Source organism: Curtobacterium sp. MCPF17_001 (assembly GCF_003234615.1).
Classification (GTDB): Bacteria; Actinomycetota; Actinomycetes; order Actinomycetales; family Microbacteriaceae; genus Curtobacterium.
This window is the reverse complement of record NZ_QKSL01000008.1, coordinates 1-20,123: the sequence shown is the minus strand read 5'-3', so window position 1 is coordinate 20,123 and position 20,123 is coordinate 1. Positions and strand designations below refer to the sequence as shown.

The following is a 20,123-nucleotide window of genomic DNA, read 5'->3' as shown; positions in this document are numbered from 1 at the left end:
GACGGCCTGCACGCCGGACGGGAGGCGCGGTGCCAGCTGACACCGGGCCTCCCGTCCGGTGTGCGGTCGCCGACCGCTACTCGGTGAGCTTGATGAGCAGGGGCAGGAAGAGCCCGGCGAGCCAGGAGAGCACGAGCACGGAGGCGCCGATCGCCAGGAGCCGTCGGCGACGACGCTGCCTGGGGCTCTCGGCGACGCCCCAGACGCCGGCACGGACCAGCAGGCGGTTCGCCTCGCCGACCAGGCGGCGGACCTCCGGGTCCTCCATGTCGAGGTGCCCGTTCTCGGCGTGCTCCGCGATCGCGGTGGCCTCGTCGACCGTCAGCGCGGTGTCGCCCGTCGCGCGGTCCCTGCGTCGCATGCGCCCACGGTAGCCCGCGGGTGGCCCGAGGGCCACCGGTGGCTGCGGGCGGCGGGCGATGCGCGGCGCGCTCCCGCGGCGCGCTCCCGCGGCGCAGTCAGGCTGCGCACAACAGGAACCCGCTCGAACCGCGGACTCCCGTGGTTCGAGTCGGTTCCTGTTGTGCGGCGGCAGGGCGCGCCAGTGGCGGGGCGCGTCGGTGGCGGGCTGCCACCGGCGGCGCCTGGGTGGGCAGCGAGGGACGGGAGGCGCGTGGCGGTCGCACACCGCGCCTCCCGTCCGAGGATCACTCGGGCAGCGGCTCGGCGTAGGTGCGGAACTCGCCGCGCTCCGTGTGGATCGCCCACAGGCGCTCGGCGATCGACTCACCCGAGTGGTCGTCCTGGCCGTCGTCGATGCCGAACGGGATGATGAGCTGGCCGACGTGCACGTCCTCGTCGCGGACGGCGTCGTGGAGCAGCTGCGCGTAGGCGCTCTCGCCGGCGAACGCGACCGAGGTACCGGTCACGCGCGATCCCGGGCGGACGGCGCTGCCGCCGTTGACGAACAGGATCGTGCCGTGGCCGAGCGAACGCATGCCGGGGAGCACCTGGCGGACGGCGTTCACCGAGCCGTAGACGGAGAACTCGATCGGGCCGACGAGGTCCTCGGCGGTCGTCTCGAGGACCGGCCGCATGTACTCCTTCGCCGGCAGCGGGCTGTACTGCAGGACCTCGATCGGGCCGAGCTGCTCGGTGGCCTGCTCGAGCGCGTGCCGGAGCGAGTCACCGTCCCGGACGTTCGCGGCGAACCCGGCGGCCTGGTGGCCCTGCTCACGGAGCGACGCGGCGAGTTCGTCGAGCCGCGCCTGGTTGCGGGAGATCAGGGCGACGGCGAAGCCCTCGCGGGCGAAGCGTTCCGCGACGGCGAGCCCGAGGCCCTTGCCGGCGCCGACGATGGCGATGGTGGTCATGTGTCCTCCAAGGACAGTGGGGTGGTCCCCCCACTGAACCAGGCCACCTGGTCCGGTCACCCGGGCAGGTCGAGGCCCGCGGGCGCGCCGGTGGCAGCCGGGTGGTCACGGCAGCGGCCGGGAGATCGGATCGAGTCGGCATCCCTCCCCCTCGACCGCGAGGCGGCACCTCGGCGGCAGCGCCGAGATGAACTCGATCTCGAAGACCCCGGCACCCTCGATGGTCGCGGTCTCGATGTCCAGGAGGAACTCGACCTCGGCCCAGCCCGGGTTCCCCGGACCCGCCGGTGCTGGCAGCACACGCGCCGAGAAACCCGCGACCCAGGCCCGGTGCAGGACGCCCGGGAGGCTCCGCGATCGGACACGACGCGGCAGGACGACACGCATCCACATCCGGAGCACCTCCACCTGCACGGTCCGCCGCGAGCCACGACGTCCCTGGATCGAACCTCGGTCGCCCTCCGGGCGTCGATCAGCGTCGCGCATCCCGGATGGGGACCGTGGACTCCACCGGCGAGCGCGGCTCCTGCGTGCACGCCGAGGTCTCCACCCGCAGCGTGGCAGGCATGTCCCGTCCCACCGCTCCCCACCGGATCACCCGGGAGAGCGCTCGTGCGGCGCTCTGGTTCTGGCCGTCCGTCTGGGCAGGCGTCGCCGTCGTCGTCACCCTGCTGCTGCTCGTCGTGCGTCCGGGCCCGTCCGGGTGGCGCTGGCCGGGCGGGCAGGAATCCGCCGGTGTCCTGCTCCAGGTGGTCGCATCGAGCGTGATGGCCGCGACGACGGTCACGTTCTCGCTGACGGTCGTCGCGCTGCAGTTGTCGTCGCAGCAGTTCTCCCCGCGGCTGCTCCGCGAGTTCGCTCGTGACCGGGTCACGCAGGCCGTGCTCGGGATCCTGCTCGCCACCTTCGTGTCCGCCCTCACCTGCGTGCTCGGGATCGGCGGCACCCGGCTCCCGGTGTTCGCCCTCGCGCTGGTCTTCGTCCTGGGGATCGCGTCCGCCGGAGCGCTCATCGCGTTCGTCGGGCACATCGTGCGGTCGCTCCGGATCGACTCACTCATGCGGGCGGTCCACGGTGAGACGGCGGCGATGATCTCGGCGACGTACCCGCCGAGGACCGACGGGAGGCCCGGGGCCAGCTCCGACGGACTCCCGGACGACCGGCGGGACCCGCGCCGATCCCTGCCGGACCGCGCGCCGGAACTCAACCTGCGGGCGCGTCGCACCGGGTTCGTCCGACGGATCGACACGGCAGCGCTGACACACGCTGCCCGGCGGGACGACGTCGTGGTGCAACTCCGGGTCAGGCCCGGGGACCACGTCACCCTCGGCGCACCGATCGCACGGATGTGGTTCCGGAGCCGCCCAGCCGACCCGTGGGACGTCGTCGAGCGCGCCCTCGAGATCGGGTACGAGCGGACGATGGAGCAGGACATCGCGTACGGGTTCCGCCAGCTCACGGACATCGGTGTGAAGGCGGTGTCCCCGGCGATCAACGACCCGGTCACCGCCGTGCACGCGATCGGCTACTGCGCCGACCTGCTCGTGCGGCTGGAAGGTGTCGTCATCCGCGACCGCCGGGTGCAGGACGGAACCGGTGTGCTGCGGCTCGTCGTCCCGGACCGGGACCGGCGGTACTGGCTCGACCTGGTCTGCGGTCCGCTCCGCCGCTACGGTTCTGCCGAGCCGATCGTCCTGGGTGCACTGCTGCGGATGCTCCGGGACTGTGCGGCCTCCACCCAGGACCCGCTCGACGGCGAGGAGTTGCTCCGGCAGGCCGACCTGGTGCTCGAACAGGCGTCGACCACGCTCGCGGCGGTCGACCTCGAGGAGCTCGCCGATCGGCACCGGCGGGTCGGTGCTGCGGTCCGGGGCGACCTCGACGCAGCGTACGACGACCGGGCCGGCGAGACGAGGTCGGTCTGATCCCGTGGCTGCTCGGAGCCGCCAGCACCCAGCGGTTCCGCACCTCCGCGGGGTGCAATCGAGGGACATCGCCCGGGAGGCTCACCATGGGAAGAACCCGTCGCACCGTCTCGGCCGCGAGCGTCGCGCTCGTCGCCCTGGCGCTGACCGCCTGCACGAGCGAGGACGGGACCGACCCCTCGGACGCACCCCGGGCCTCCGCCCCGGCCGACCTGGCAGCTGGGCAGGTCGCACCGGACGGTGCCACTACCGACGTGGTGGCCGGACTGGAGGCCCCTTGGTCCGTCGTGCGCACCGGTGACGGTGCCGACGCCCTCGTCAGCCTGCGGGACTCGGCGGAGGTCCTCGAACTGTCGGAGGACGGCGAGCGACGCACCGTCGGCACCGTCCCCGGCGTGCGACACGGTGGCGAGGGCGGGCTGCTCGGACTCGCACTGCAGGACGACGGGCTGTTCGTGTACTCGACCGGGAAGGACGGCAACCGCATCGAGCGCTACGACCTGCAGGGGTCGACGGGTTCGTACGAGCTCGGTGACGCCACGACGGTCATCGACGGGTTGCCCGCGAACTCCTTCCACGACGGAGGCCGGATCGCGTTCGGCCCGGACGGCATGCTCTACGCCAGCGTCGGCGACGCGGGGGCGAGCGAGGACGCCCAGGACCGGGACTCCCTCGCCGGCAAGATCCTCCGGCTCACCCCGGACGGCGACGTGCCCGCGGACAACCCGTTCCCGGACTCCCCCGTGTGGAGCCTCGGACACCGGAACGTGCAGGGCCTGGGGTGGAGCGCGGACGGGACGATGTTCGCCTCCGAGTTCGGGCAGGACGCCCACGACGAGCTCAACGTCATCGAACCCGGCAGCGACTACGGCTGGCCCGAGGTCGAGGGCACCGGCGGCGAGGACCAGGGGTTCGTCGACCCCGTGCAGCAGTGGGCCACCGACGACGCGAGCCCGAGCGGCCTGACCGTCGTCGGTGACACCGTCTTCATCGCCAACCTGCAGGGCCGGATGCTCCGCGGGATCCCGGTCGACGACCCGAGCAGTGCGCAGGAGTACTTCGCCGGTGAGTACGGCCGCATCCGGACGGTCCTGGCAGGGCCCGACGACACGCTGTGGTTCGTCACGAACAACACCGACGGACGCGGCGACCCCCGCGAAGACGACGACCGGATCGTGCAGGTCCCGCTGACCACGGGCACGTGAGGCACCCGGCCGGGGTGCGCTCCGTCAGGGGACGAGCCGCTCCGCGCGGTAGCGGTCGAACAGCCGGGTGAACGAGTCGAGCGTCCGGTGGTGCTCGGTGAAGCCGGCGAGTCGGCTCTTCGACATGTCGGTCATCACCTCGATGTCCAGCCCGAGGTCGGCGTCGGTGTGCCACCAGGACGCCAGCCGCTCCAGGTCTGGCTCGACCAGGCCGTGCTCGGCGACGATCTCGGCCCAGACGGGGGCGGCGTCGACCATCTGCTCCTCGAAGGGGCGGGGCACGGTGTCGAAGCCCTCGGCATCGACGCCCAGGTGCGCAGCGATCCGCGGCCACATCCAGCGCCAGCGGAAGACGTCGCCGTTCGCGGTGTTGAACGCCTCGTCCGACCCGGCCGGGTCCGTCGCCGCCCACACCATCTGCGCGGCGAGCAGGTCGGCGTCGGTGACGTCGGTCAGGCCGTTCCACTGCGTCTCGCTGCCGGGGAAGACCATCGGTCGGCCGGTGTGGCGGCTGATCGCAGCGGCGACGGCGATGGTGAGCCCCATGTTCATCGCGTTCCCGACCGCGTACCCGAGCACGGTGTGCGAGCGGTGCACCGACCAGGTGAAGCCCTGGCGCGCGGCGGCGGCGAAGAGCTCGTCCTCCTGCGCGTAGTAGAAGTTGTCGACCTCCAGGCGTGGCTCGTCCTCGTGGAACGGGGTGTCCGGCATCGCGCCCTGCCCGTACGCCTCGAACGGACCGAGGTAGTGCTTCAGGCCGGTCATCAGCGCCACGTGCTGCACGGGTGCGTCGGCGAGCGCCGCGAGCAGGTCGCGGACCATGCCGCCGTTGACGGCGATGTTCTCGACTTCGGTCGCCTGCCGTGACCACGCCGTGAAGAACACGTGGGTGGCCGGGACGTCCGCCAGGGTCGAGTTCAGCGACTCCGCGGAACGCAGGTCGGCGGAGCGCCAGGAGACGCCCGGCCGTTCGGCTCCCGGGCGGCGGGACAGCGCGGTGACGGTCCAGCCGTCGGCGACGAGGTGGTCGACGATCGCCGATCCGGCGATGCCGGTGGCGCCGACGACGAGGGCGTGCGGGGTCGCGGTCATGCGGGTCCTTCCGGTGGAGGGCGGTGAACCGGAGACAACACCTGTCGGCTGTGTGCATTCCGTCCCGCGGGTGGTCCTCGGACGGGAGGCGCGGCGGACAGGGGTACGGACGTCACCTCCCTCGTGGGTCGCCTCCGCCTACCGTCGTCGACGTGTCAGCACAGACCCCGCACCCGTCCGGGACCACCGGCATGACGACCGGTCGCACCCTCCTTTTCGCCGTCGGGGGTGGTGCTGCGGTCGGGAACCTCTACTGGGCGCAGCCGCTGCTCGACGCGATCGCGGCGGACCTGCACGCTTCGTCGTCGCTGGCCGGGCTGCTCGTCACCGTGACGCAGGTCGGGTACGCGCTCGGGATCCTCCTGGTCGTCCCCCTCGGCGACGTCCTGGACCGCCGGCGTCTCGTCCCCGGGGTGCTCGTCGCGTCGGCGGTCGCGCTGCTGCTCGCCTCGGTCGCGCCCTCGTTCGGCGTCCTGCTCGGCGCCCTCGGCCTCGTCGGGCTGACGACCGTCGCCGGGCAGCTCCTCACGCCGCTCGCTGGCGACCTGGCAGACCCGGCCGCCCGCGGTCGGGTGGTCGGCACGGTCGCGTCCGGGATGCTGACCGGCATCCTGGTGTCGCGGACGGTCAGCGGGCTGGTGGCGCAGGTGGCCGGCTGGCGCGCGATCTACGTGGTCGCCGCCGTCGCAGCCCTCGTGCTCGCGGTCCTGCTGCGCCGGGCGATCCCGCACCTCGAGCGGCGCGACCGGGTGCCGTACCCACGGCTCATCGGTTCGGTGTTCCGTGCCGTCGCCCACCACCGATCGGTGCAGGTGACCCTGGTGCTCGGCGCATCAGCGTTCGCGGTGTTCACCATGTTCTGGACGGCGCTGACGTTCCTGCTCAGCGCTGCACCGTTCGGGTACTCGCCGGCTGCGATCGGACTGGTCGGTCTCGCGGGGCTCGCCGGGGCCGTCGCCGCCCAGCGCGTCGGCCGGCTGCACGACCGCGGGCTGTCGGTGCCGGTGACCGGGGCGGCGCTCGCCCTCGGGCTCGTGTCGCTGGTCGTCGCCGGGCTCGGTGCGCGGTCGATCGTGGTCGTCCTCGTCGCGGTGGTCCTGCTCGACGTCGGGGTGCAGGCCGCGAACGTGCTCAACCAGACCCGGCTGTTCGCGATCGACCCGGCCGCACGGAGTCGGCTCAACACGGCGTTCGTGACCGGGAACTTCATCGGCGGTGCGGTCGGCTCCGCGCTGGCCTCGGTCCTCTGGGGCCTCGGCGGCTGGACGGCGGTCTCGATCGGCGGCGCTGTCCTGTTCGGGTTCGCGCTCACGGTGTGGGTGGTCCACCGCCGCGGGGCGCTCGCGCTGCCGGGCGGTGGTGGCGGTGCGGCGGGAGCCGGAAGGCCCTGACCACGACCGTAACGGAACATCTGTCACAAGGCACGCCCGGACCACTTCCGGTGGCTCACCTCGGGCCCGTCGGCTCCAATCGGAGGACGCTCGCCGCCCAGGCGACGACGGATGGGTCGTGCGTCGCGACGAGCACCGCAGCTCCGGCCGATGCGAAGTCGGCGAGCGTGTCCAACACCATCCGGGCGTTGTCGTCGTCGAGTGCGCTCGTCGGTTCGTCGGCCAGGATGACGTCGGGCTGCTTCACGAGGAGTCGAGCGAGGGCGACGCGCTGCTGCTCGCCGCCGCTGAGGTCGTGTGCCCGGTCGCTCCCACGCCCCGCGAGTCCCACCCGCTCCAGCGCCTCGGCTACGGACGTCCGGAGTCCTGTCCGTGCACGACCCGGACGGCCGATCCGGATGTTGGCGTCGACCGTCATGTCGGGGACGAGGCCGAAGTCCTGGAAGAGGTAGCCGAGGTGGTCGCGCCGGAGTCGTCTGGCTCGACCGGGGCTCCTGCCCGCGTTGGTCCCGTCGATGCGGACCGTTCCGGAGTCCAGCGAGTCGATGAGCCCGATGCAGTCGAGGAGGGTCGACTTGCCGGAGCCGCTCGGCCCGGTGAGCGCGAGCACCTCCCCGCACGCCACACCGAACGACAGGTCCCGCCAGAGCAGCCGTCCGCCACGGTGCTTCGCGGCGCGGTCGACCTCGAGCATCACGAACCACTCCCCCGGGACCGGACGACCGCCCGCGTCGAGACGGCGACCACGGCGACGGCGACCACCGTGAGCACGACGAGCGCTGCGACTGCGGAGACTCCGCTCACGCCAGCGGCACGCGCAGCGGGATCGAGCGCCGAGACGGCTCCTAACCCGTCAGGTCGCGTCTGCCACCAGCGATGCACGACGGCGATCCCGCCGGCTGACAGCAGGAGACCCTCGACCAGCAGGAGGTCCCCGTTCACGCGAGCCGGTGATCGACCGGCGGCGATGCCGGCGAAGAGCCGACGGCCGTGACGTCGGTGATGTGCGGCGGTACTGATCACGGCGAGGACGACGGCGACGGTGAGACCGCTGATCACCGCGAGGCCCCCGATGCCGACGGCGGTCGCGGCCTGCCGTTGGCGTTCAGCCACCGCCTGCCCCACGGAGACGACCGCGCTGAACTCGTCGCCGAGACCAGCGGCCTCTATCGCGCGGTCGGCGACGGCCTCGGAGGTGAAGACGACGTCGCCGGTGGACAGCCAGGCACCGAGTTGGTCCGGCGTGAAGACACCGGAGGCATCGGGGACGACGACCACCACGGCGTCGGTCGACCAGGAGGCCGCCGAGGAGTCACCTGCGTACGTGTACGCCCCGGCCGATCGGAGGGCCCCGCCGCCGATGTGCCGTCGTTGCTCGTCGGGCGCCACGCGGAGTTCCCAGCCCACCAGCGCGCGGATCACCGCCCTTCGGTCGAGGTCCGACCCCGGCGGGGTGCAGACGGTGATGCGGTCGTCCGTCACGGTGATGCGGTCACCGTTCTCGGCGCGGAGGTCCTGATGACGCAGGTACTCGGCGTCGACGAACAGTGCCGGCACCGAACCCGGACCGGTTCCCGTGCCCACCTCGACCGCAGCGGTGAGCAGGGCATCGTGCCGGTCCAGGGCGCCGCCGACGAAGTCGCCGATCCGGTCCCAGTAGCCCTGCGTCTCGGATCCGGGCCGCGGGTCCGGGGTCACCCAGAGCTGGACGGCGTCCCCGGCTGCCTGCAGCTCGCGGTCGCCGGAGTCCGACCTGGCCGCGATGACGGCAGCCGTCACGTCGAACACCGCGGCGACCAGCAGCAAGACCGCTGGCAGTCGAGCGGCATGTGCCACCAGGACGAGCGCGCCCGGAAGCCGAGCTCCCCGCAGGGTGGCCGCGATGGGCCGGCGAACGGCGATGAGCGTGCCGACGACGTGGGCTGCCACGACCGGGACGAGCAGCGCTGTGGTGAACACCGCGGCCGACATCGCGAACGTCTCCCACGACGCGAGCCCGTTGTGGAACCAGAGGAGGAGTCCCACGACCGGTACGCCGACCAGCACGACGGTCAGGGTCGCTCGGACCTCGGACAGCTCGGCGCACACGATCGCGCCTGTGCTGCGGCCGTGCAGTCGGCGCACCGCGCTCCGTCGCGGTGCGCCGATCGTGCCGACGAAGCAGAGCGCCACGCAGCCGAGCACGAGGGTGCCGGTGAGCTGGGACGTGCCCTGGACGCCGCCCGTCACGCCGATGCGATCCAGGACCGGCACCGTCTCCGAGCTGGTCGTGAAACCAGCACCCCGGAGTGCTGCGGCGGTCGCACGCTCGGCTCCGTCGTCACCGATGACCTCGTACGAGCCGGTGGGGTCGTAGCGGTCGAGTGCTGCCATCGGTCGCACCGCCGTGCGCACCGTCCGGGAGAAGTCGACGTAGCCGTCACGCGACCAACCGGCCCCGTCGGTCCCCGGAGCAGCGGTCACCAGAGCGGTGCGCCGGGTGGTCGGTGCCGACCGGTCGGCGACGGTCCGGACGATCGTGGCGTGGTGTCGTCGAGCGACGTCTTCGAGGGAGGCGGCGATCCGGCTGTTCGACGTCGTCCCGCGCTCGGCTGCGGCCGTCACGACGGCGGAGACACCGACCACGCCGGATTCACTGAGGCGGGTCGCGCCGAGGAAGGCGAGGACGACGGCGAGCAGAGGTGGGATGACGTAGGCGAGGCGCACGGAGCGCATCCGCATGGGTCTCCTTCCGGCGGCACCGATGGGCAGAGCGGCGAGCGGGGCGTCCGCAGGAGAACGCCCCGCTGTCCGGTCAGCAGTTGTGGTAGTACGCCTTGTTGCCGCTCCGGGCCTTCGGCGCCGTGGCGAGCGCGTACCTGCCGCCCGCGACTCCGGTGACACGCTTCGACTTCACCCCGACGGCGGTGGCTCCGTGACACCGGCGTTCGCGGAAGAAGTTCGACCATGCATCGTCCTTCCCGACTCCCCATTGCCAGAAACTGCCCCCACCACCGTCGTCCTTGCGCGCCGTGCTGCCGCGGGTCTCACCACTCGAGCCGGGCCCGTCGCTCGTCATCAGGACGCCACCCGCTTCAGGGCCATGCCCGAGCATCTCGGTCGGCGCCGCCGACGCGAGGGATGCTGGTCCGACGACGAGCGCGGACGCCAGCGCGAGACCGACCATCAGGACTGGTTTCTTGTGCACCATGTGTGTTCCTCTTCCTGCCCCAGATCGAGGCAGGCCGAGGCTGGCAGGTGGACCGCGCCGACGCCAAGTACTTCGTATTCCAGATGGGCGGAGGTGACGTCACCCGACGATCGGCCCGGCGACCTCGACCTCGTCGTGCTCCACGAGCCACCGCACCGCGTCGAGGACGGTCTCCTCCGCCGTGTACCGGGGCGCGTAGCCGAGCAGCCGCCGGGCCTTGTCGATGCTGAACACGTGGCTGCGTGAGAGGTGCTCCCAGCTGGCGTCCGCGTGCTCGGCAGCGGTGCCCGCGCGGAACCGGTCCCACGTGACGGACTCGAGCCGGGCCTCCCGTCCGAACCAGGACGCGGCGAGCGCGGCGTACCCGCGGACGGTGAGCGCGGTGGGGGCGACGACGGTGAAGTCCTCGCCGGCCGCGGCGTCGCGGTGTTCGACGGCGAGCGCGAAGGCCTGGGCGACGTCGTCGGCGTGCACGTGGGCCATCGTCTCGGCGCCCAGGCCGGGCACGAGCAGCGGCTCGCCGGCGGAGAGGGTGCGCCAGACTGCGGGGTCGAGGTTGCCGACCGGGCCGATCGGCGCCCAGCCGGGGCCGCTGATGTGGCCGGGGTGCAGCGACGTCGTCAGGACACCGCCACGAGCGGTTTCCTCCTTGAGCATCCGGGCGATCGCGTCCTTCTGGATGCCGTATTCGCCCTGCGGCGGGGTCGCGTTCTCCTCGGTGACGGGCAGCACGGCGCTGGGTCCAGCCCGCCAGATCGAGCCGCAGTGGATCAGGTGCGCGTCGGTTCCGCGGAGCGCCGCGACGAGTGCGGTGGCGGACTCGAGGGTGAAGCAGACGAGGTCGATGACGACGTCGGGTCGCAGCGCGACGATTCGGTCGCCGAAGACGCCGTCGCGGTCCTCCTGCTCGCGGTCGGCGGTGATCTGCTCGACCTGCTGCCACTCCGGGGCGTCGACGTAGGCCGAGCGGGTGCCGCGGCTGATGGTGACGACGTCGTGGCCGGCACGCACCAGACGCGGGACGAGGAAGGTGCCGATGTGGCCGGTGCCCCCGATGACGACGACGCGCTGTCTGCTCATGGACGTCACCGTACGCGCGGCCGTCCGCGCGCCACGCGCAGCGGACGATGCCGACGTCCGCGCGGTGGTCAGGGGCTACCGTCGATCCCATGCAGCGACGCACACTGGGCCGTACCGGCCGTGAGACCTCCGTGATCGGACTCGGCACCTGGCAGTTCGGCGGCGACTGGGGTCCGGTCGCCGCGGAGGACGCCTTCGCGGTGATGGACGCCTCCGCCGAGGCCGGCACCACCCTGTTCGACACCGCCGACGTGTACGGCGACGGCCGGAGCGAGCAGCTCATCGGCCGCTGGATCGCCGCACACCCCGAGGCCGGTGTCACGGTCGCGACGAAGATGGGTCGCCGCGTCGACCAGGTCCCGTCGAACTACATCGCCGCGAACTTCCGGCAGTGGGTCGACCGGTCGCGCGAGAACCTCGGCCAGGACACGCTCGACCTCGTCCAGCTGCACTGCCCGCCGACCGCGGTGTTCGAGGACGACGCCGTGTACGACGCCCTGGACGCGCTGGTGTCCGACGGCTCGATCGCCGCGTACGGCGTCTCCGTCGAGACCGCCGACCAGGCCCTGACCGCGATCGCCCGTCCCGGGGTCGCGAGCGTCCAGGTCATCCTCAACGCGTTCCGGCTGAAGCCGCTCGACCGCGTGCTGCCCGCCGCCCGGGAGGCCGGGGTCGCGATCCTGGCACGGGTCCCGCTGGCCTCGGGGCTGCTCACCGGCAAGTACACGACCGAGACGACGTTCGCCCCGGAGGACCACCGCACGTACAACCGTGACGGTCAGGCCTTCGACCAGGGCGAGACCTTCAGCGGTGTCCCGTTCGAGGACGGCGTCCGTGCCGCGCAGGAGTTCGCCGCGGCTCTGCCCGAGGGCGTCTCGGTCCCGCAGGCCGCACTGGCCTGGGTCGTCGCGCAGGAGGGGGTCACCGCCGCGATCCCGGGTGCGCGCAACGCCGAGCAGGCACGGTCGAACGCCGCGGCCGGGTCCCTCGACCTGCCCGGGGACCTCGACGCGACCGTCCACGACCTGTACGACCGGTGGTTCCGTGCCACGGTCCACGAGCGCTGGTGATCGCGACCACGGACGGACGGGAGGCCCGGCTCACCTGGTGAGTCGGGCCTCCCGTCCGTCAGGTGGTCGGCTCAGCCGGCCTTGACCACGGCGCGTGATCCGGCGATGACGGCGACGTCCTCGGCGACGGCGACCACCTTGTCGGGCAGCACCGTGCCGACGGCCTTGCGGGCACCCCAGGCGACGTAGGAGCCGACGAGCGCCCCGATCGCGCCGAGGATCGCGCCCTCGATGCGCAGGTCCGACTTGCCGGACTTCGTCGTGGTGCCGAGCGCGAGCCCGGCGAACGCGCCCGCACCGATGCGGCCGAGGAGCGCCGGGAAGGCGATCCGGTTCGGGGTCTTCGGCAACTTGTCACCGATGATCTCGCCCGCCGCACCGGCGACGAGACCGGCGCGACCGATCGACGAGTCGAAGGTCTTCCAGTCCTGCCAGTCACCGCGCAGGTTCTTGTCGCCCTGGTGCAGGCCGAGGACGGCGAGCGGCGTGGCGGAACGGCCTCCGCTGAGGATCCCGAGCAGCAGTGCACGCGTCAGGGTGCTGGTGGTCCGGCTCTTCTTCGACATGTGTTTCGTCTCCTTCGTGTCGCCGTCGACGCTACTCAGCCCGGCTGTCCCCGAGGCTCAGCCCTTGACCGCACCCGCGGACATGCCGGAGACCAGGTTGCGCTGGATGACCATGAAGAACACCACGACCGGCAGCGAGAACAGCACGGAGGCAGCCATCTGTCCGGTGAAGTCGGTGCCGGCGGTCTGCGTCGTGAAGGACGCCAGCCAGACCGGCAGCGTGTAGTGCGCCTGGTCCTGCATGAACGTGTACGCGACGATGTAGTCGTTCCACGCGGCGATGAACGCGAAAACGCTCGTCGCGATCATGCCGGGCATCACGAGCGGGAACAGCACCTTCGTCAGCACCTGCCAGGTGCTCGCGCCGTCGATCCGGGCAGCTTCCTCGATCTCCATCGGGATGGCCAGGAAGAACCCGCGCATCACCCAGATCGAGAACGGCAGCACCGCGGCGACGTAGGCCAGGATCAGCCCGGCGTAGCTGCCGGTGAGTCCGGTCTGGTTGAAGATGAGGAACTGCGGGATGAGCAGTGCGGTGCCGGGCAGCATCTGGACCAGCAGGATCACCACGAGGATCGTCCGGCGACCGCGGAACCGGAACCTCGACAGTGCCGCCGACGCCAGGATCCCGAGCAGCAGCGACAGGACGACCGCCCCGACCACGACGATGCTCGAGTTCTTCAGGTAGACGAGGAAGTCGGCGCGGGTGAACGCGGTGACGAAGTTCTCGACCGTCGGGTGTGCGGGGGCGAACAGCGGGGTGCTCGTCAGCGCTTCCGACCGCGGCTTGAAGGCGGTGTTCACCATCCAGTAGACGGGGAAGATCCACACCACGCAGAAGACCACGGCGATGGTGCTGCTGATCCACCTGACCGGACGACGTCGACGACGGATGCGCTTGGTGGCCGCGATGCCCTTCGGGGTCGGGACGGCTGCGGGGACGTCGGCCTCGACGGGGATGCCCGTCGGCAGTGCGGTGGTCACAGCTCTTCTCCCGATCGGACGAGGTTCCGGATGTAGAGGGCGCTGAGGACCATGAGGATCAGCGCGGCGATCACGGCGACCGCGGACCCGGTGCCGATGTCGTGCCCGACGAACGCGGTGATGTAGGTGAAGACGCCGAGGGTCGAGGTGGCACCGTCCGGTCCGCCCTGGGACACGAGCCAGATCTGGTTGAAGACGTTGAAGTCCCAGATGATCGAGAGCATCGTCACCAGCAGCAGCGTCGGACGCAGGTACTCGATGGTGACGACGCGGTAGACCGTCCACTCCGAGCCGCCGTCGAGTCGGACGGCCTCCTTCACCTCGAGCGGGATCTGGGTCTCGGCCGCGTACAGGGTCAGTGCGATGAAGGGCACCGCCTGCCAGACGACGAGCATCCAGATCGACGTGTACGCCAGGCCGGCGCTGTTGCCCCAGTCGGTGTTCGTCATGTCGCCGAAGACGTGCAGCTGCGTGAGCACCCAGTTGACGACGCCGTAGCCCGGCTGGAACAACCAGTTCCACACGAGCGAGGACGCCACGTTCGGCATGCCCCACGCGCAGATGAGGACGATCGTCACGGCGTAGCGGAGGACCACCCCGAGCCGGGTCATCAGGTGGGAGACACCGGCGCCGATGAGGATGCTGCCGAGCACCATCGCCGCGGTGAACAGGATCGTGCGCACCAGGGAAGCCCAGAACGCCGGGTCGGTGAGGATCTGCACGTACTGCGCCAGGCCGACCGCGTCGTAGGCACCGGTGTAGAGCGAGCGCTGGTCGTAGTCGGTGAACGACGTGAAGACCAGGAAGACGATGGGGGCGATCGTCACGAAGACGAGCACCAGGCCCGCCGGCGTGAGGAGCCACAGCGGGGCGAACGAGCGGGTGGCGCGACGGCGGGGTGACCCACCAGGCCGGTCGTCGCGCGAGCGGGTCGGACGGTCGGTGCGCTCCTGGCTCGGGCGGGTGGCGGAGACGGTCACGTCTGGCCTTTCCGTGAGGGGCGGACGGTGCGGGTGCCGCGGCGTGTGCCGGGGTGCCCGCACCGTCCTGCGTCGGTCGAGGAGTGCGGCCTACTCCTTGTTGAGCGTGGAGTCGGCTGCCTTGTCGAAGGTCGCGGCGGCTTCCTCCGGGGTCTTCGAGCCGGAGACGATGCTCGAGAACAGGTTGTTGATGCTCTGGTCACCCTCGAGGTCGGCCCACCGGGAGTTCGCCGGGGTGGCCTTCGAGTTCAGCGCTGCCGTGAAGAAGCCCTTGTTGATGTCGCTGAGCGTCGAATCGGCGGCCTTGATGCCGTCGGTGCTGTTCGGGATCCAGCCGTTGTCGCCGTAGACGTACTTGCTCTGCATCTCCGGGCCGGACGCGATCTTCACCCACTGCAGGGCCAGGTCGGTGTTCTTCGACTTGGCGGCGACACCCCAGTCGGAGCCACCGAGCATCACCGGCTGGGTCTTGCCGGACTTGCCCGGGAACGGGAAGGTGCCGAGCTTGTCCGCCGTCATCTCGGGGTTCGCCTGCTCGACGAGCCCGAGCGTGCCGCTGGTGCTGAGGATCGCCGAGGCCTTCTCGTCGGCGAAGACCTGGTTCATGTCGGGGCTGTCGGTGTTGAGCGTCGCGGAGGCCTTCGAGGAGTAGTCGTTCGCGAACTCCTTGAAGTCCGCCAGACCCTGCTGCGCCTTCGCGTCGCCGAAGCCGGCCTTCCAGGTGCCGTCCTGCTCGGTCGCGATCTCGCCGCCCGCGTCCCAGACGAACTGCATGCCGGCGTACCAGTACTGACCGGGCATGTAGAACGCGGAGAAGTCGCTGGCGGTGTTCTTCGCCTTGACCTTGTCGAGGTCAGCGGTGAGCTCCTCGTACGTGGTCGGGGCCGTGGTGATGCCGGCGTCGGCCCACATCTGCTTGTTGTAGATGACCGATCGGGCACCGGCGAAGCCGGGGACGCCGTACAGCGAGCCGTCGACGGTCGCCGGGTCCGAGAGCCCACCGAGCCAGGTCTGCCCCTGTGCGAGGTCCTTCTTGTACGGCGTCAGGTCCAGGAGCGCCCCGTTGGCGGCGTAGCTCGCGACCTGGGTGTTGCCGAGGTCCAGGACGTCCGGCGGGGTGTTCGTCGCCAGGGCGGTGGAGATCTTCGTCGTGATGCCGTCCCACTGCTGGATCTGGACCTTGACCTTCGCGCCGGTCTTCGCCTCGAACTCCTTGTTGATCGCGGCGATCGTCTTGTCCGAGTAGTCGCCGGTCATGGCCCACACGGTCAGCGTCTTGCCGTCGCCCTTGACGTCGGCGACGTCCTTGGTCCCACCGCCGCCTCCGCCACCGGCGTTGCCGGCGCTGGAGCAGGCCGTCAGGCCCATGGCGATGGTCAGGGCCACGGCAGTTGCTGCCGCGAACTTCTTCGTACGCATTGCTTCTCCTTGGTGGTCGTTCTGCTGTGTCGGTGTCGGGTCAGCTCACGCCGAGCTCCGCGGCGAGCAGGAAGGCTGCTCCGCCCCGGAGGATCAGGTCGCTGTTGGTGGAGGTGGCGGTCACGGAGAGGTCGTTGCCGACGCTCGCGAGGGTCCGTGCCGTGGCCGTCACGCGGACGGCCTGGATGAAGGGGCCCTGGACGAGGTCGGCGGGGCCGGTGACGACGATCTCGGTGATGTTCACCGCGCTGATGATGGGCGCGAGGACACCGCCGAGGGTGCTGCCGGCGGAGCGCAGGACCTCGTCGCGGTCGTCGGGCGATGCAGCGATCCGGCGGGTCAGGTGTTCGGCGCCGATGAGGACTTCGAGGCAACCGCGACGACCGCACAGGCAGGCTTCGCCGTCCTCGTCGATCGTCAGGTGTCCGATCTCACCGGCGGCGAACCGCTCGCCCAGGACCAGACGGCCGCCGAGCACCATGCCCGTGCCGACACCGTGCTCGAGTGCGACGACGAGCAGGTCGTTGCCGGGCTCGACCTCGAACGCGTGCACGCCGAGGGCCGCGGTGTTGGCGTCGTTGAGCACGTGCACGGGCAGCCGGAAGTGCTCGGTGAGCTGTTCCTGCAGCGGCAGGTCGGCGCCGAGGGCCACGGAGTGCAGCACGGTGCCCGCGGCGTCGATGACCCCGGGGCAGCCGACCGCGATGCCGAGCAACCGGCGGGTGGTCATCGTGGTGAGGCGTTCCACCAGCCGGATGATCCGGACGACGGCCTGTTCCCCGGTGGCGCCGTCCACCTCGATCTTCGCGCTGTCCACGACGTCGCCACGGAGGTTCGTGACCGCGCCGACGAAGTGGTCGGGGAGCGACAGGTCGACGACGACGATGTGGAAGGCGTCGACGTTGAGGTTGATGAGGGTCGCGGGTTTGCCGACCCGCAGGTCCTCCCGCGGGCCGAGCTCGGTGACGAGCGCGTCGGCCTCGAGCTCCGCCACGAGTCCGCTGACCGTCGGGCGGGTGAGGCCCGACTGCCGGGACAGGTCGGCGCGGCTCATGGCCCCGTCGGTGAAGAGCGTCTGCAGGATCAGCGAGCGGTTGTGGGCCCGGCTGTGCTGTGGGAGCGCCTTGCTGCGCGGGCGTCGGAGCTGCGCGCCGAGGGCGGTCTGTGCGTCCGTCTCGTTCGGCATCAGATCTCCTCCCTCCGAGCGGTTGCCTTAGTAAAGGACCGTTCCTAATCGCCTGTCAAGACCCGATCTGCAGCCGTAACAAGCGCGTGATCTGGCGGAAACAGGCGGAAGTCACTGCTTGCCACGGATGCGTAAGGCGTGTTTACTAACCCGCATGCGCATCCCAGACGCCGGGTCCTCGACGCCGAGGCCGGACACCCCGACGACCGGTCCCCGATGAGGATCGGCCTGGACATCGGCGGGACGAAGATCGACGCCGTCGCGGTCGCTCCGACCGGGGAGACCGTCGACCGGGTCCGCGTGCCGACCGGCTTCGGTGCCGAGACGGTGGTCGCGAACACGCTGCAGGTGATCGACTCGCTGCGGGCACGGATCGGCACGACACCGACCGCGGTCGGCATCGGGATCCCCGGGCTCATCGACCACGAGACCGGCTGGGTCCGCCACGCGGTGAACCTCGGGCTGTCCGAGGTCGCGCTCGGTCCGCTCGTCGCCGACCACGTCGGGCTGCCCGTGCAGGTGGAGAACGACGTCAACGTCGCGGCCCTCGGCGCGGCGCAGGCGATGCACCTCGACGGCCCGCACGCCTACCTCAACATCGGCACGGGGTTGGCCGCCGGCATCGTCGTGGACCGCCGGCTCTGGCGCGGAGCCCGCGGGAACGCCGGCGAGGTCGGCCACATCCCGGTGCTCGCCGACGGCCCCGTGTGCGTGTGCGGGCAGCGCGGCTGCCTGGAGACCGTCGCGTCCGGCTCGGCACTCGCCACCGCCTGGCCCGGGTACCCGGGCAGCACCGCCACGAGCGTGTTCGACAGTGCGGACGACGGCGACCCGGTGGCGACCGCCGTACGGGACCGCTTCGTCGGCGGCGTCGCCTCGGCCGTCCGGATCCTCGTGGTCACCGCCGACGTCGAGTCCGTCGTCATCGGCGGTGGGCTCGCCGCCCTCGGCCAGCGCCTCCTCCTGCCCCTGCGTGCGGACTTCGACGAGGCCGCACGCTCCTCCCCCTTCGTCGCGTCGCTCGGCCTGTCGTCACGCGTGCTCCTCGCGCCCCTCGACCAGCCGCTCGCCGCACTCGGCGCCGCTTTCCTGGCTCCCGAGTCAGCCGTGACGGCCGCCTGACGTGAGGGGCGGGACCCGGCCGAGCCGGGCCTCCCGTCACGTCGCATCGGCCCCCACGGCCCCTGTCGGCGCCGACCACACGGTCGGTCCGGCGCACCATCCTGTACGGATCCACCGTCGGCCGCGTCAGCCGCGGCTGGGAGTGAGCACGCAATGACCGACCCGACACGTCCCGTCGAACCGCCCGTCCCCGCCGACCTCCGTGCGTCCGGCACGCTCAGCCGTCGTGGCGTCGTCCTCGGCGGTGCCGCTGCCGTCGCCGCAGCCGCCGTGGCGCTGGGTGCACCCGGCATCGCCTCGGCCAGCCCGGGAGGCCCGGCAGCCGTCGCGAGCACCGGCCACCGGCCCGGCACGCCCACGCTGTCCCGCGCCCGCTCGCGCGACCTGGCGTACGACTACCTGGACCTGCGGATGGACGAGTACGGCAACGGGTCCGCCCTCCGGCTGCCGCGGAGCTACTCCGGCGGGTACTTCGCGTCCCTGCCGACGGAGTTCGTGTCCTCGTTCGCGTACGACGACGCCCTGATGGTCCTGGCGTGGCTCGGTCGCGGTCGTCGCGACGACGTGCAGCGGGCGACGGTCCTCGGCGACGCGCTGCTGTCCCTGCAGGCGGCGGACCCGATCGGGGACGGCCGGACTCGGGCGTCGTACCAGCCGGACACGTTCCCGGTGGCGACACCACCGCGGCCGATCGACATCGGTTCCCCCGCGGCGTACACGGGCAACCAGTCGTGGGTCGGGATGGCCTTCTGCCGGTTGTACGCGGTGACGCGGAAGCGGCGGTTCCTGGACGGCGCCCTGCGCCTCGGCACGTGGATCGAGGAACACGCCCGCGACGACGTCCGTCAGCCGGCCGGGTACACCGGTGGCCGGAACGCCGACGACCAGCCGATCACGTACAAGTCGACCGAGCACAACATCGACGTGACCGCGTTCTTCACCCAGCTCGCGCAGCTCACCGGCGACCGGGCGTGGAAGCGACGGGCGGCCCTGGCGGAGTCGTTCGTCCGGGCCATGCAGGACCGGACGGACGGGCACCTGTGGACCGGCACCGACCCGGACGGTGTGACGATCAACCGCGTGCCGATCCCCGAGGACGTGCAGGTCTGGGCGTACCTCGCGACGCTCGACCGGCGGTACTCGGCGTCGGTGACGTGGGTACTCGACACCCTCATCGCACACGACGGTCCGTACACGGGCCCGTCCTTCTCGGACACCGACACCAGCAAGGTCTGGTTCGAGGGCTCCGGTCAACTGGCGCTCGCCCTGGAAGCCCGGGGTGCACGTGGTGACCGGGCCCGGGCCTCGGCGGTCCTGGACAGCGTGCAGCTCGCGCAGCGGACGCAGCCGAACGGCGACGGGAAGGGGATCGTGTCGGCGTCGTCGGACGGGCTGGACACCGGGTTCGGCGACCTGTACTACGCCAGCCTGCACACGGGTGCGACGGCGTGGTACCTGCTCGCGGTCACGCGGACGAACCCCTTCCGGCTCTGACCCGCCGCGCTGGCCGCGCGCCGGGCGCGGGACAGCGTGGGCGTGCCGGGCCGGTGGCCGGTGCTCGCGACCGCTGCCGGGCCTCCCGGGCTGGCCGAGGCGATGC

19 protein-coding genes are annotated in these 20,123 nt (G+C 71.6%); 6 read left to right on the top strand and 13 right to left on the bottom strand.

Annotated features, from left to right (window positions below):
* Positions 1-76: 76 nt before the first annotated feature.
* The 3 genes from DEJ24_RS09040 to DEJ24_RS09030 form a co-directional block, all read right to left on the bottom strand.
* A complete protein-coding gene (locus DEJ24_RS09040; protein WP_110902797.1) occupies positions 77-361 on the bottom strand; it encodes a hypothetical protein in 285 nt (94 codons plus the stop codon).
* 286 nt (positions 362-647) lie between these two features.
* Positions 648-1,313 (bottom strand): SDR family oxidoreductase, encoded by a 666-nt coding sequence (locus DEJ24_RS09035; protein ID WP_111078346.1) that lies wholly within the window; start codon positions 1,311-1,313, stop codon positions 648-650.
* 105 nt (positions 1,314-1,418) lie between these two features.
* The gene (locus DEJ24_RS09030) at positions 1,419-1,799 is read right to left on the bottom strand and encodes a hypothetical protein (protein ID WP_111078345.1); all 381 of its coding nucleotides are present in this window, start codon (positions 1,797-1,799) and stop codon (positions 1,419-1,421) included.
* An 80-nt stretch (positions 1,800-1,879) separates the two neighbouring features.
* Here DEJ24_RS09030 and DEJ24_RS09025 point away from each other — a divergent pair, with 80 nt between their 5' ends.
* Together DEJ24_RS09025 and DEJ24_RS09020 are read left to right on the top strand one after the other, a co-directional pair.
* Positions 1,880-3,238 carry a DUF2254 domain-containing protein gene (locus DEJ24_RS09025; protein WP_181436568.1) on the top strand — a complete coding sequence of 453 codons (1,359 nt, stop codon included), beginning with the start codon at positions 1,880-1,882 and terminating at the stop codon, positions 3,236-3,238.
* 86 nt (positions 3,239-3,324) lie between these two features.
* Positions 3,325-4,443, top strand: a complete 1,119-nt coding sequence (locus DEJ24_RS09020) for a sorbosone dehydrogenase family protein (protein ID WP_111078343.1) — start codon at positions 3,325-3,327, stop codon at positions 4,441-4,443.
* A 24-nt stretch (positions 4,444-4,467) separates the two neighbouring features.
* On the opposite strand, the gene DEJ24_RS09015 is transcribed toward DEJ24_RS09020, so the two are convergent.
* On the bottom strand, positions 4,468-5,535 hold the full coding sequence (locus DEJ24_RS09015) for an SDR family oxidoreductase (RefSeq protein ID WP_111078342.1): 1,068 nt from the start codon (positions 5,533-5,535) through the stop codon (positions 4,468-4,470).
* Positions 5,536-5,687: 152 nt separating this feature from the next.
* Between DEJ24_RS09015 and DEJ24_RS09010 the strand changes: the two genes are divergently transcribed.
* On the top strand, positions 5,688-6,926 hold the full coding sequence (locus tag DEJ24_RS09010) for an MFS transporter (protein WP_258374771.1): 1,239 nt from the start codon (positions 5,688-5,690) through the stop codon (positions 6,924-6,926).
* A gap of 55 nt (positions 6,927-6,981) precedes the next feature.
* Here DEJ24_RS09010 and DEJ24_RS09005 read toward each other — a convergent pair whose 3' ends face one another.
* From DEJ24_RS09005 to DEJ24_RS08990, 4 genes are all read right to left on the bottom strand, one after another.
* The gene (locus tag DEJ24_RS09005) at positions 6,982-7,620 is read right to left on the bottom strand and encodes an ABC transporter ATP-binding protein (RefSeq protein WP_111078450.1); all 639 of its coding nucleotides are present in this window, start codon (positions 7,618-7,620) and stop codon (positions 6,982-6,984) included.
* Positions 7,620-9,647 carry a hypothetical protein gene (locus DEJ24_RS09000; RefSeq protein ID WP_111078341.1) on the bottom strand — a complete coding sequence of 676 codons (2,028 nt, stop codon included), beginning with the start codon at positions 9,645-9,647 and terminating at the stop codon, positions 7,620-7,622. The genes DEJ24_RS09005 and DEJ24_RS09000 overlap by 1 nt, the downstream gene beginning before the upstream one ends.
* A 73-nt stretch (positions 9,648-9,720) precedes the next feature.
* A complete protein-coding gene (locus DEJ24_RS08995) occupies positions 9,721-10,116 on the bottom strand; it encodes a lactococcin 972 family bacteriocin (RefSeq protein ID WP_111078340.1) in 396 nt (131 codons plus the stop codon).
* Between the two features lie 99 nt (positions 10,117-10,215).
* Positions 10,216-11,196, bottom strand: a complete 981-nt coding sequence (locus DEJ24_RS08990; protein ID WP_111078339.1) for an NAD(P)-dependent oxidoreductase — start codon at positions 11,194-11,196, stop codon at positions 10,216-10,218.
* Positions 11,197-11,285: 89 nt separating this feature from the next.
* Between DEJ24_RS08990 and DEJ24_RS08985 the strand changes: the two genes are divergently transcribed.
* Entirely contained in the window at positions 11,286-12,266 is a 981-nt protein-coding gene (locus tag DEJ24_RS08985) for an aldo/keto reductase (protein WP_111078338.1), read from the top strand.
* A gap of 71 nt (positions 12,267-12,337) precedes the next feature.
* Here the strand turns inward: DEJ24_RS08985 and DEJ24_RS08980 are convergent, their stop codons facing one another.
* The 5 genes from DEJ24_RS08980 to DEJ24_RS08960 all read right to left on the bottom strand — a co-directional run bounded on the left by DEJ24_RS08980 (position 12,338) and on the right by DEJ24_RS08960 (position 17,401).
* Positions 12,338-12,832 carry a DUF4126 family protein gene (locus tag DEJ24_RS08980; RefSeq protein ID WP_111043576.1) on the bottom strand — a complete coding sequence of 165 codons (495 nt, stop codon included), beginning with the start codon at positions 12,830-12,832 and terminating at the stop codon, positions 12,338-12,340.
* A gap of 57 nt (positions 12,833-12,889) precedes the next feature.
* On the bottom strand, positions 12,890-13,816 hold the full coding sequence (locus tag DEJ24_RS08975) for a carbohydrate ABC transporter permease (protein WP_220036704.1): 927 nt from the start codon (positions 13,814-13,816) through the stop codon (positions 12,890-12,892).
* Complete coding sequence (locus DEJ24_RS08970) at positions 13,813-14,796, bottom strand: carbohydrate ABC transporter permease (protein WP_111078337.1); 984 nt, start codon at positions 14,794-14,796, stop codon at positions 13,813-13,815. The genes DEJ24_RS08975 and DEJ24_RS08970 overlap by 4 nt, the downstream gene beginning before the upstream one ends.
* 90 nt (positions 14,797-14,886) lie before the next feature.
* Positions 14,887-16,215 carry a sugar ABC transporter substrate-binding protein gene (locus tag DEJ24_RS08965; RefSeq protein ID WP_111078336.1) on the bottom strand — a complete coding sequence of 443 codons (1,329 nt, stop codon included), beginning with the start codon at positions 16,213-16,215 and terminating at the stop codon, positions 14,887-14,889.
* A 40-nt stretch (positions 16,216-16,255) separates the two neighbouring features.
* Positions 16,256-17,401 (bottom strand): ROK family transcriptional regulator, encoded by a 1,146-nt coding sequence (locus DEJ24_RS08960; RefSeq protein WP_111078335.1) that lies wholly within the window; start codon positions 17,399-17,401, stop codon positions 16,256-16,258.
* Positions 17,402-17,617: 216 nt separating this feature from the next.
* Between DEJ24_RS08960 and DEJ24_RS08955 the strand changes: the two genes are divergently transcribed.
* Both DEJ24_RS08955 and DEJ24_RS08950 read left to right on the top strand, forming a co-directional pair.
* Entirely contained in the window at positions 17,618-18,523 is a 906-nt protein-coding gene (locus DEJ24_RS08955; RefSeq protein ID WP_111078334.1) for an ROK family protein, read from the top strand.
* A 153-nt stretch (positions 18,524-18,676) separates the two neighbouring features.
* Positions 18,677-20,017 (top strand): hypothetical protein, encoded by a 1,341-nt coding sequence (locus DEJ24_RS08950; RefSeq protein WP_111078333.1) that lies wholly within the window; start codon positions 18,677-18,679, stop codon positions 20,015-20,017.
* The last annotated feature ends 106 nt before the right edge of the window (positions 20,018-20,123 follow it).

What these genes read in the sequence shown, in the direction of transcription:
- DEJ24_RS09040 (WP_110902797.1), bottom strand. Translation starts at nt 361, where the DNA reads ATGCGACGCAGGGACCGCGCGACGGGCGACACCGCGCTGACGGTCGAC.
- DEJ24_RS09035 (WP_111078346.1), bottom strand. Translation starts at nt 1,313, where the DNA reads ATGACCACCATCGCCATCGTCGGCGCCGGCAAGGGCCTCGGGCTCGCC.
- DEJ24_RS09030 (WP_111078345.1), bottom strand. Translation starts at nt 1,799, where the DNA reads ATGCGCGACGCTGATCGACGCCCGGAGGGCGACCGAGGTTCGATCCAG.
- DEJ24_RS09025 (WP_181436568.1), top strand. Translation starts at nt 1,880, where the DNA reads ATGTCCCGTCCCACCGCTCCCCACCGGATCACCCGGGAGAGCGCTCGT.
- DEJ24_RS09020 (WP_111078343.1), top strand. Translation starts at nt 3,325, where the DNA reads ATGGGAAGAACCCGTCGCACCGTCTCGGCCGCGAGCGTCGCGCTCGTC.
- DEJ24_RS09015 (WP_111078342.1), bottom strand. Translation starts at nt 5,535, where the DNA reads ATGACCGCGACCCCGCACGCCCTCGTCGTCGGCGCCACCGGCATCGCC.
- DEJ24_RS09005 (WP_111078450.1), bottom strand. Translation starts at nt 7,620, where the DNA reads ATGCTCGAGGTCGACCGCGCCGCGAAGCACCGTGGCGGACGGCTGCTC.
- DEJ24_RS09000 (WP_111078341.1), bottom strand. Translation starts at nt 9,647, where the DNA reads ATGCGGATGCGCTCCGTGCGCCTCGCCTACGTCATCCCACCTCTGCTC.
- DEJ24_RS08995 (WP_111078340.1), bottom strand. Translation starts at nt 10,116, where the DNA reads ATGGTGCACAAGAAACCAGTCCTGATGGTCGGTCTCGCGCTGGCGTCC.
- DEJ24_RS08990 (WP_111078339.1), bottom strand. Translation starts at nt 11,196, where the DNA reads ATGAGCAGACAGCGCGTCGTCGTCATCGGGGGCACCGGCCACATCGGC.
- DEJ24_RS08985 (WP_111078338.1), top strand. Translation starts at nt 11,286, where the DNA reads ATGCAGCGACGCACACTGGGCCGTACCGGCCGTGAGACCTCCGTGATC.
- DEJ24_RS08980 (WP_111043576.1), bottom strand. Translation starts at nt 12,832, where the DNA reads ATGTCGAAGAAGAGCCGGACCACCAGCACCCTGACGCGTGCACTGCTG.
- DEJ24_RS08965 (WP_111078336.1), bottom strand. Translation starts at nt 16,215, where the DNA reads ATGCGTACGAAGAAGTTCGCGGCAGCAACTGCCGTGGCCCTGACCATC.
- DEJ24_RS08960 (WP_111078335.1), bottom strand. Translation starts at nt 17,401, where the DNA reads ATGCCGAACGAGACGGACGCACAGACCGCCCTCGGCGCGCAGCTCCGA.
- DEJ24_RS08955 (WP_111078334.1), top strand. Translation starts at nt 17,618, where the DNA reads ATGAGGATCGGCCTGGACATCGGCGGGACGAAGATCGACGCCGTCGCG.
- DEJ24_RS08950 (WP_111078333.1), top strand. Translation starts at nt 18,677, where the DNA reads ATGACCGACCCGACACGTCCCGTCGAACCGCCCGTCCCCGCCGACCTC.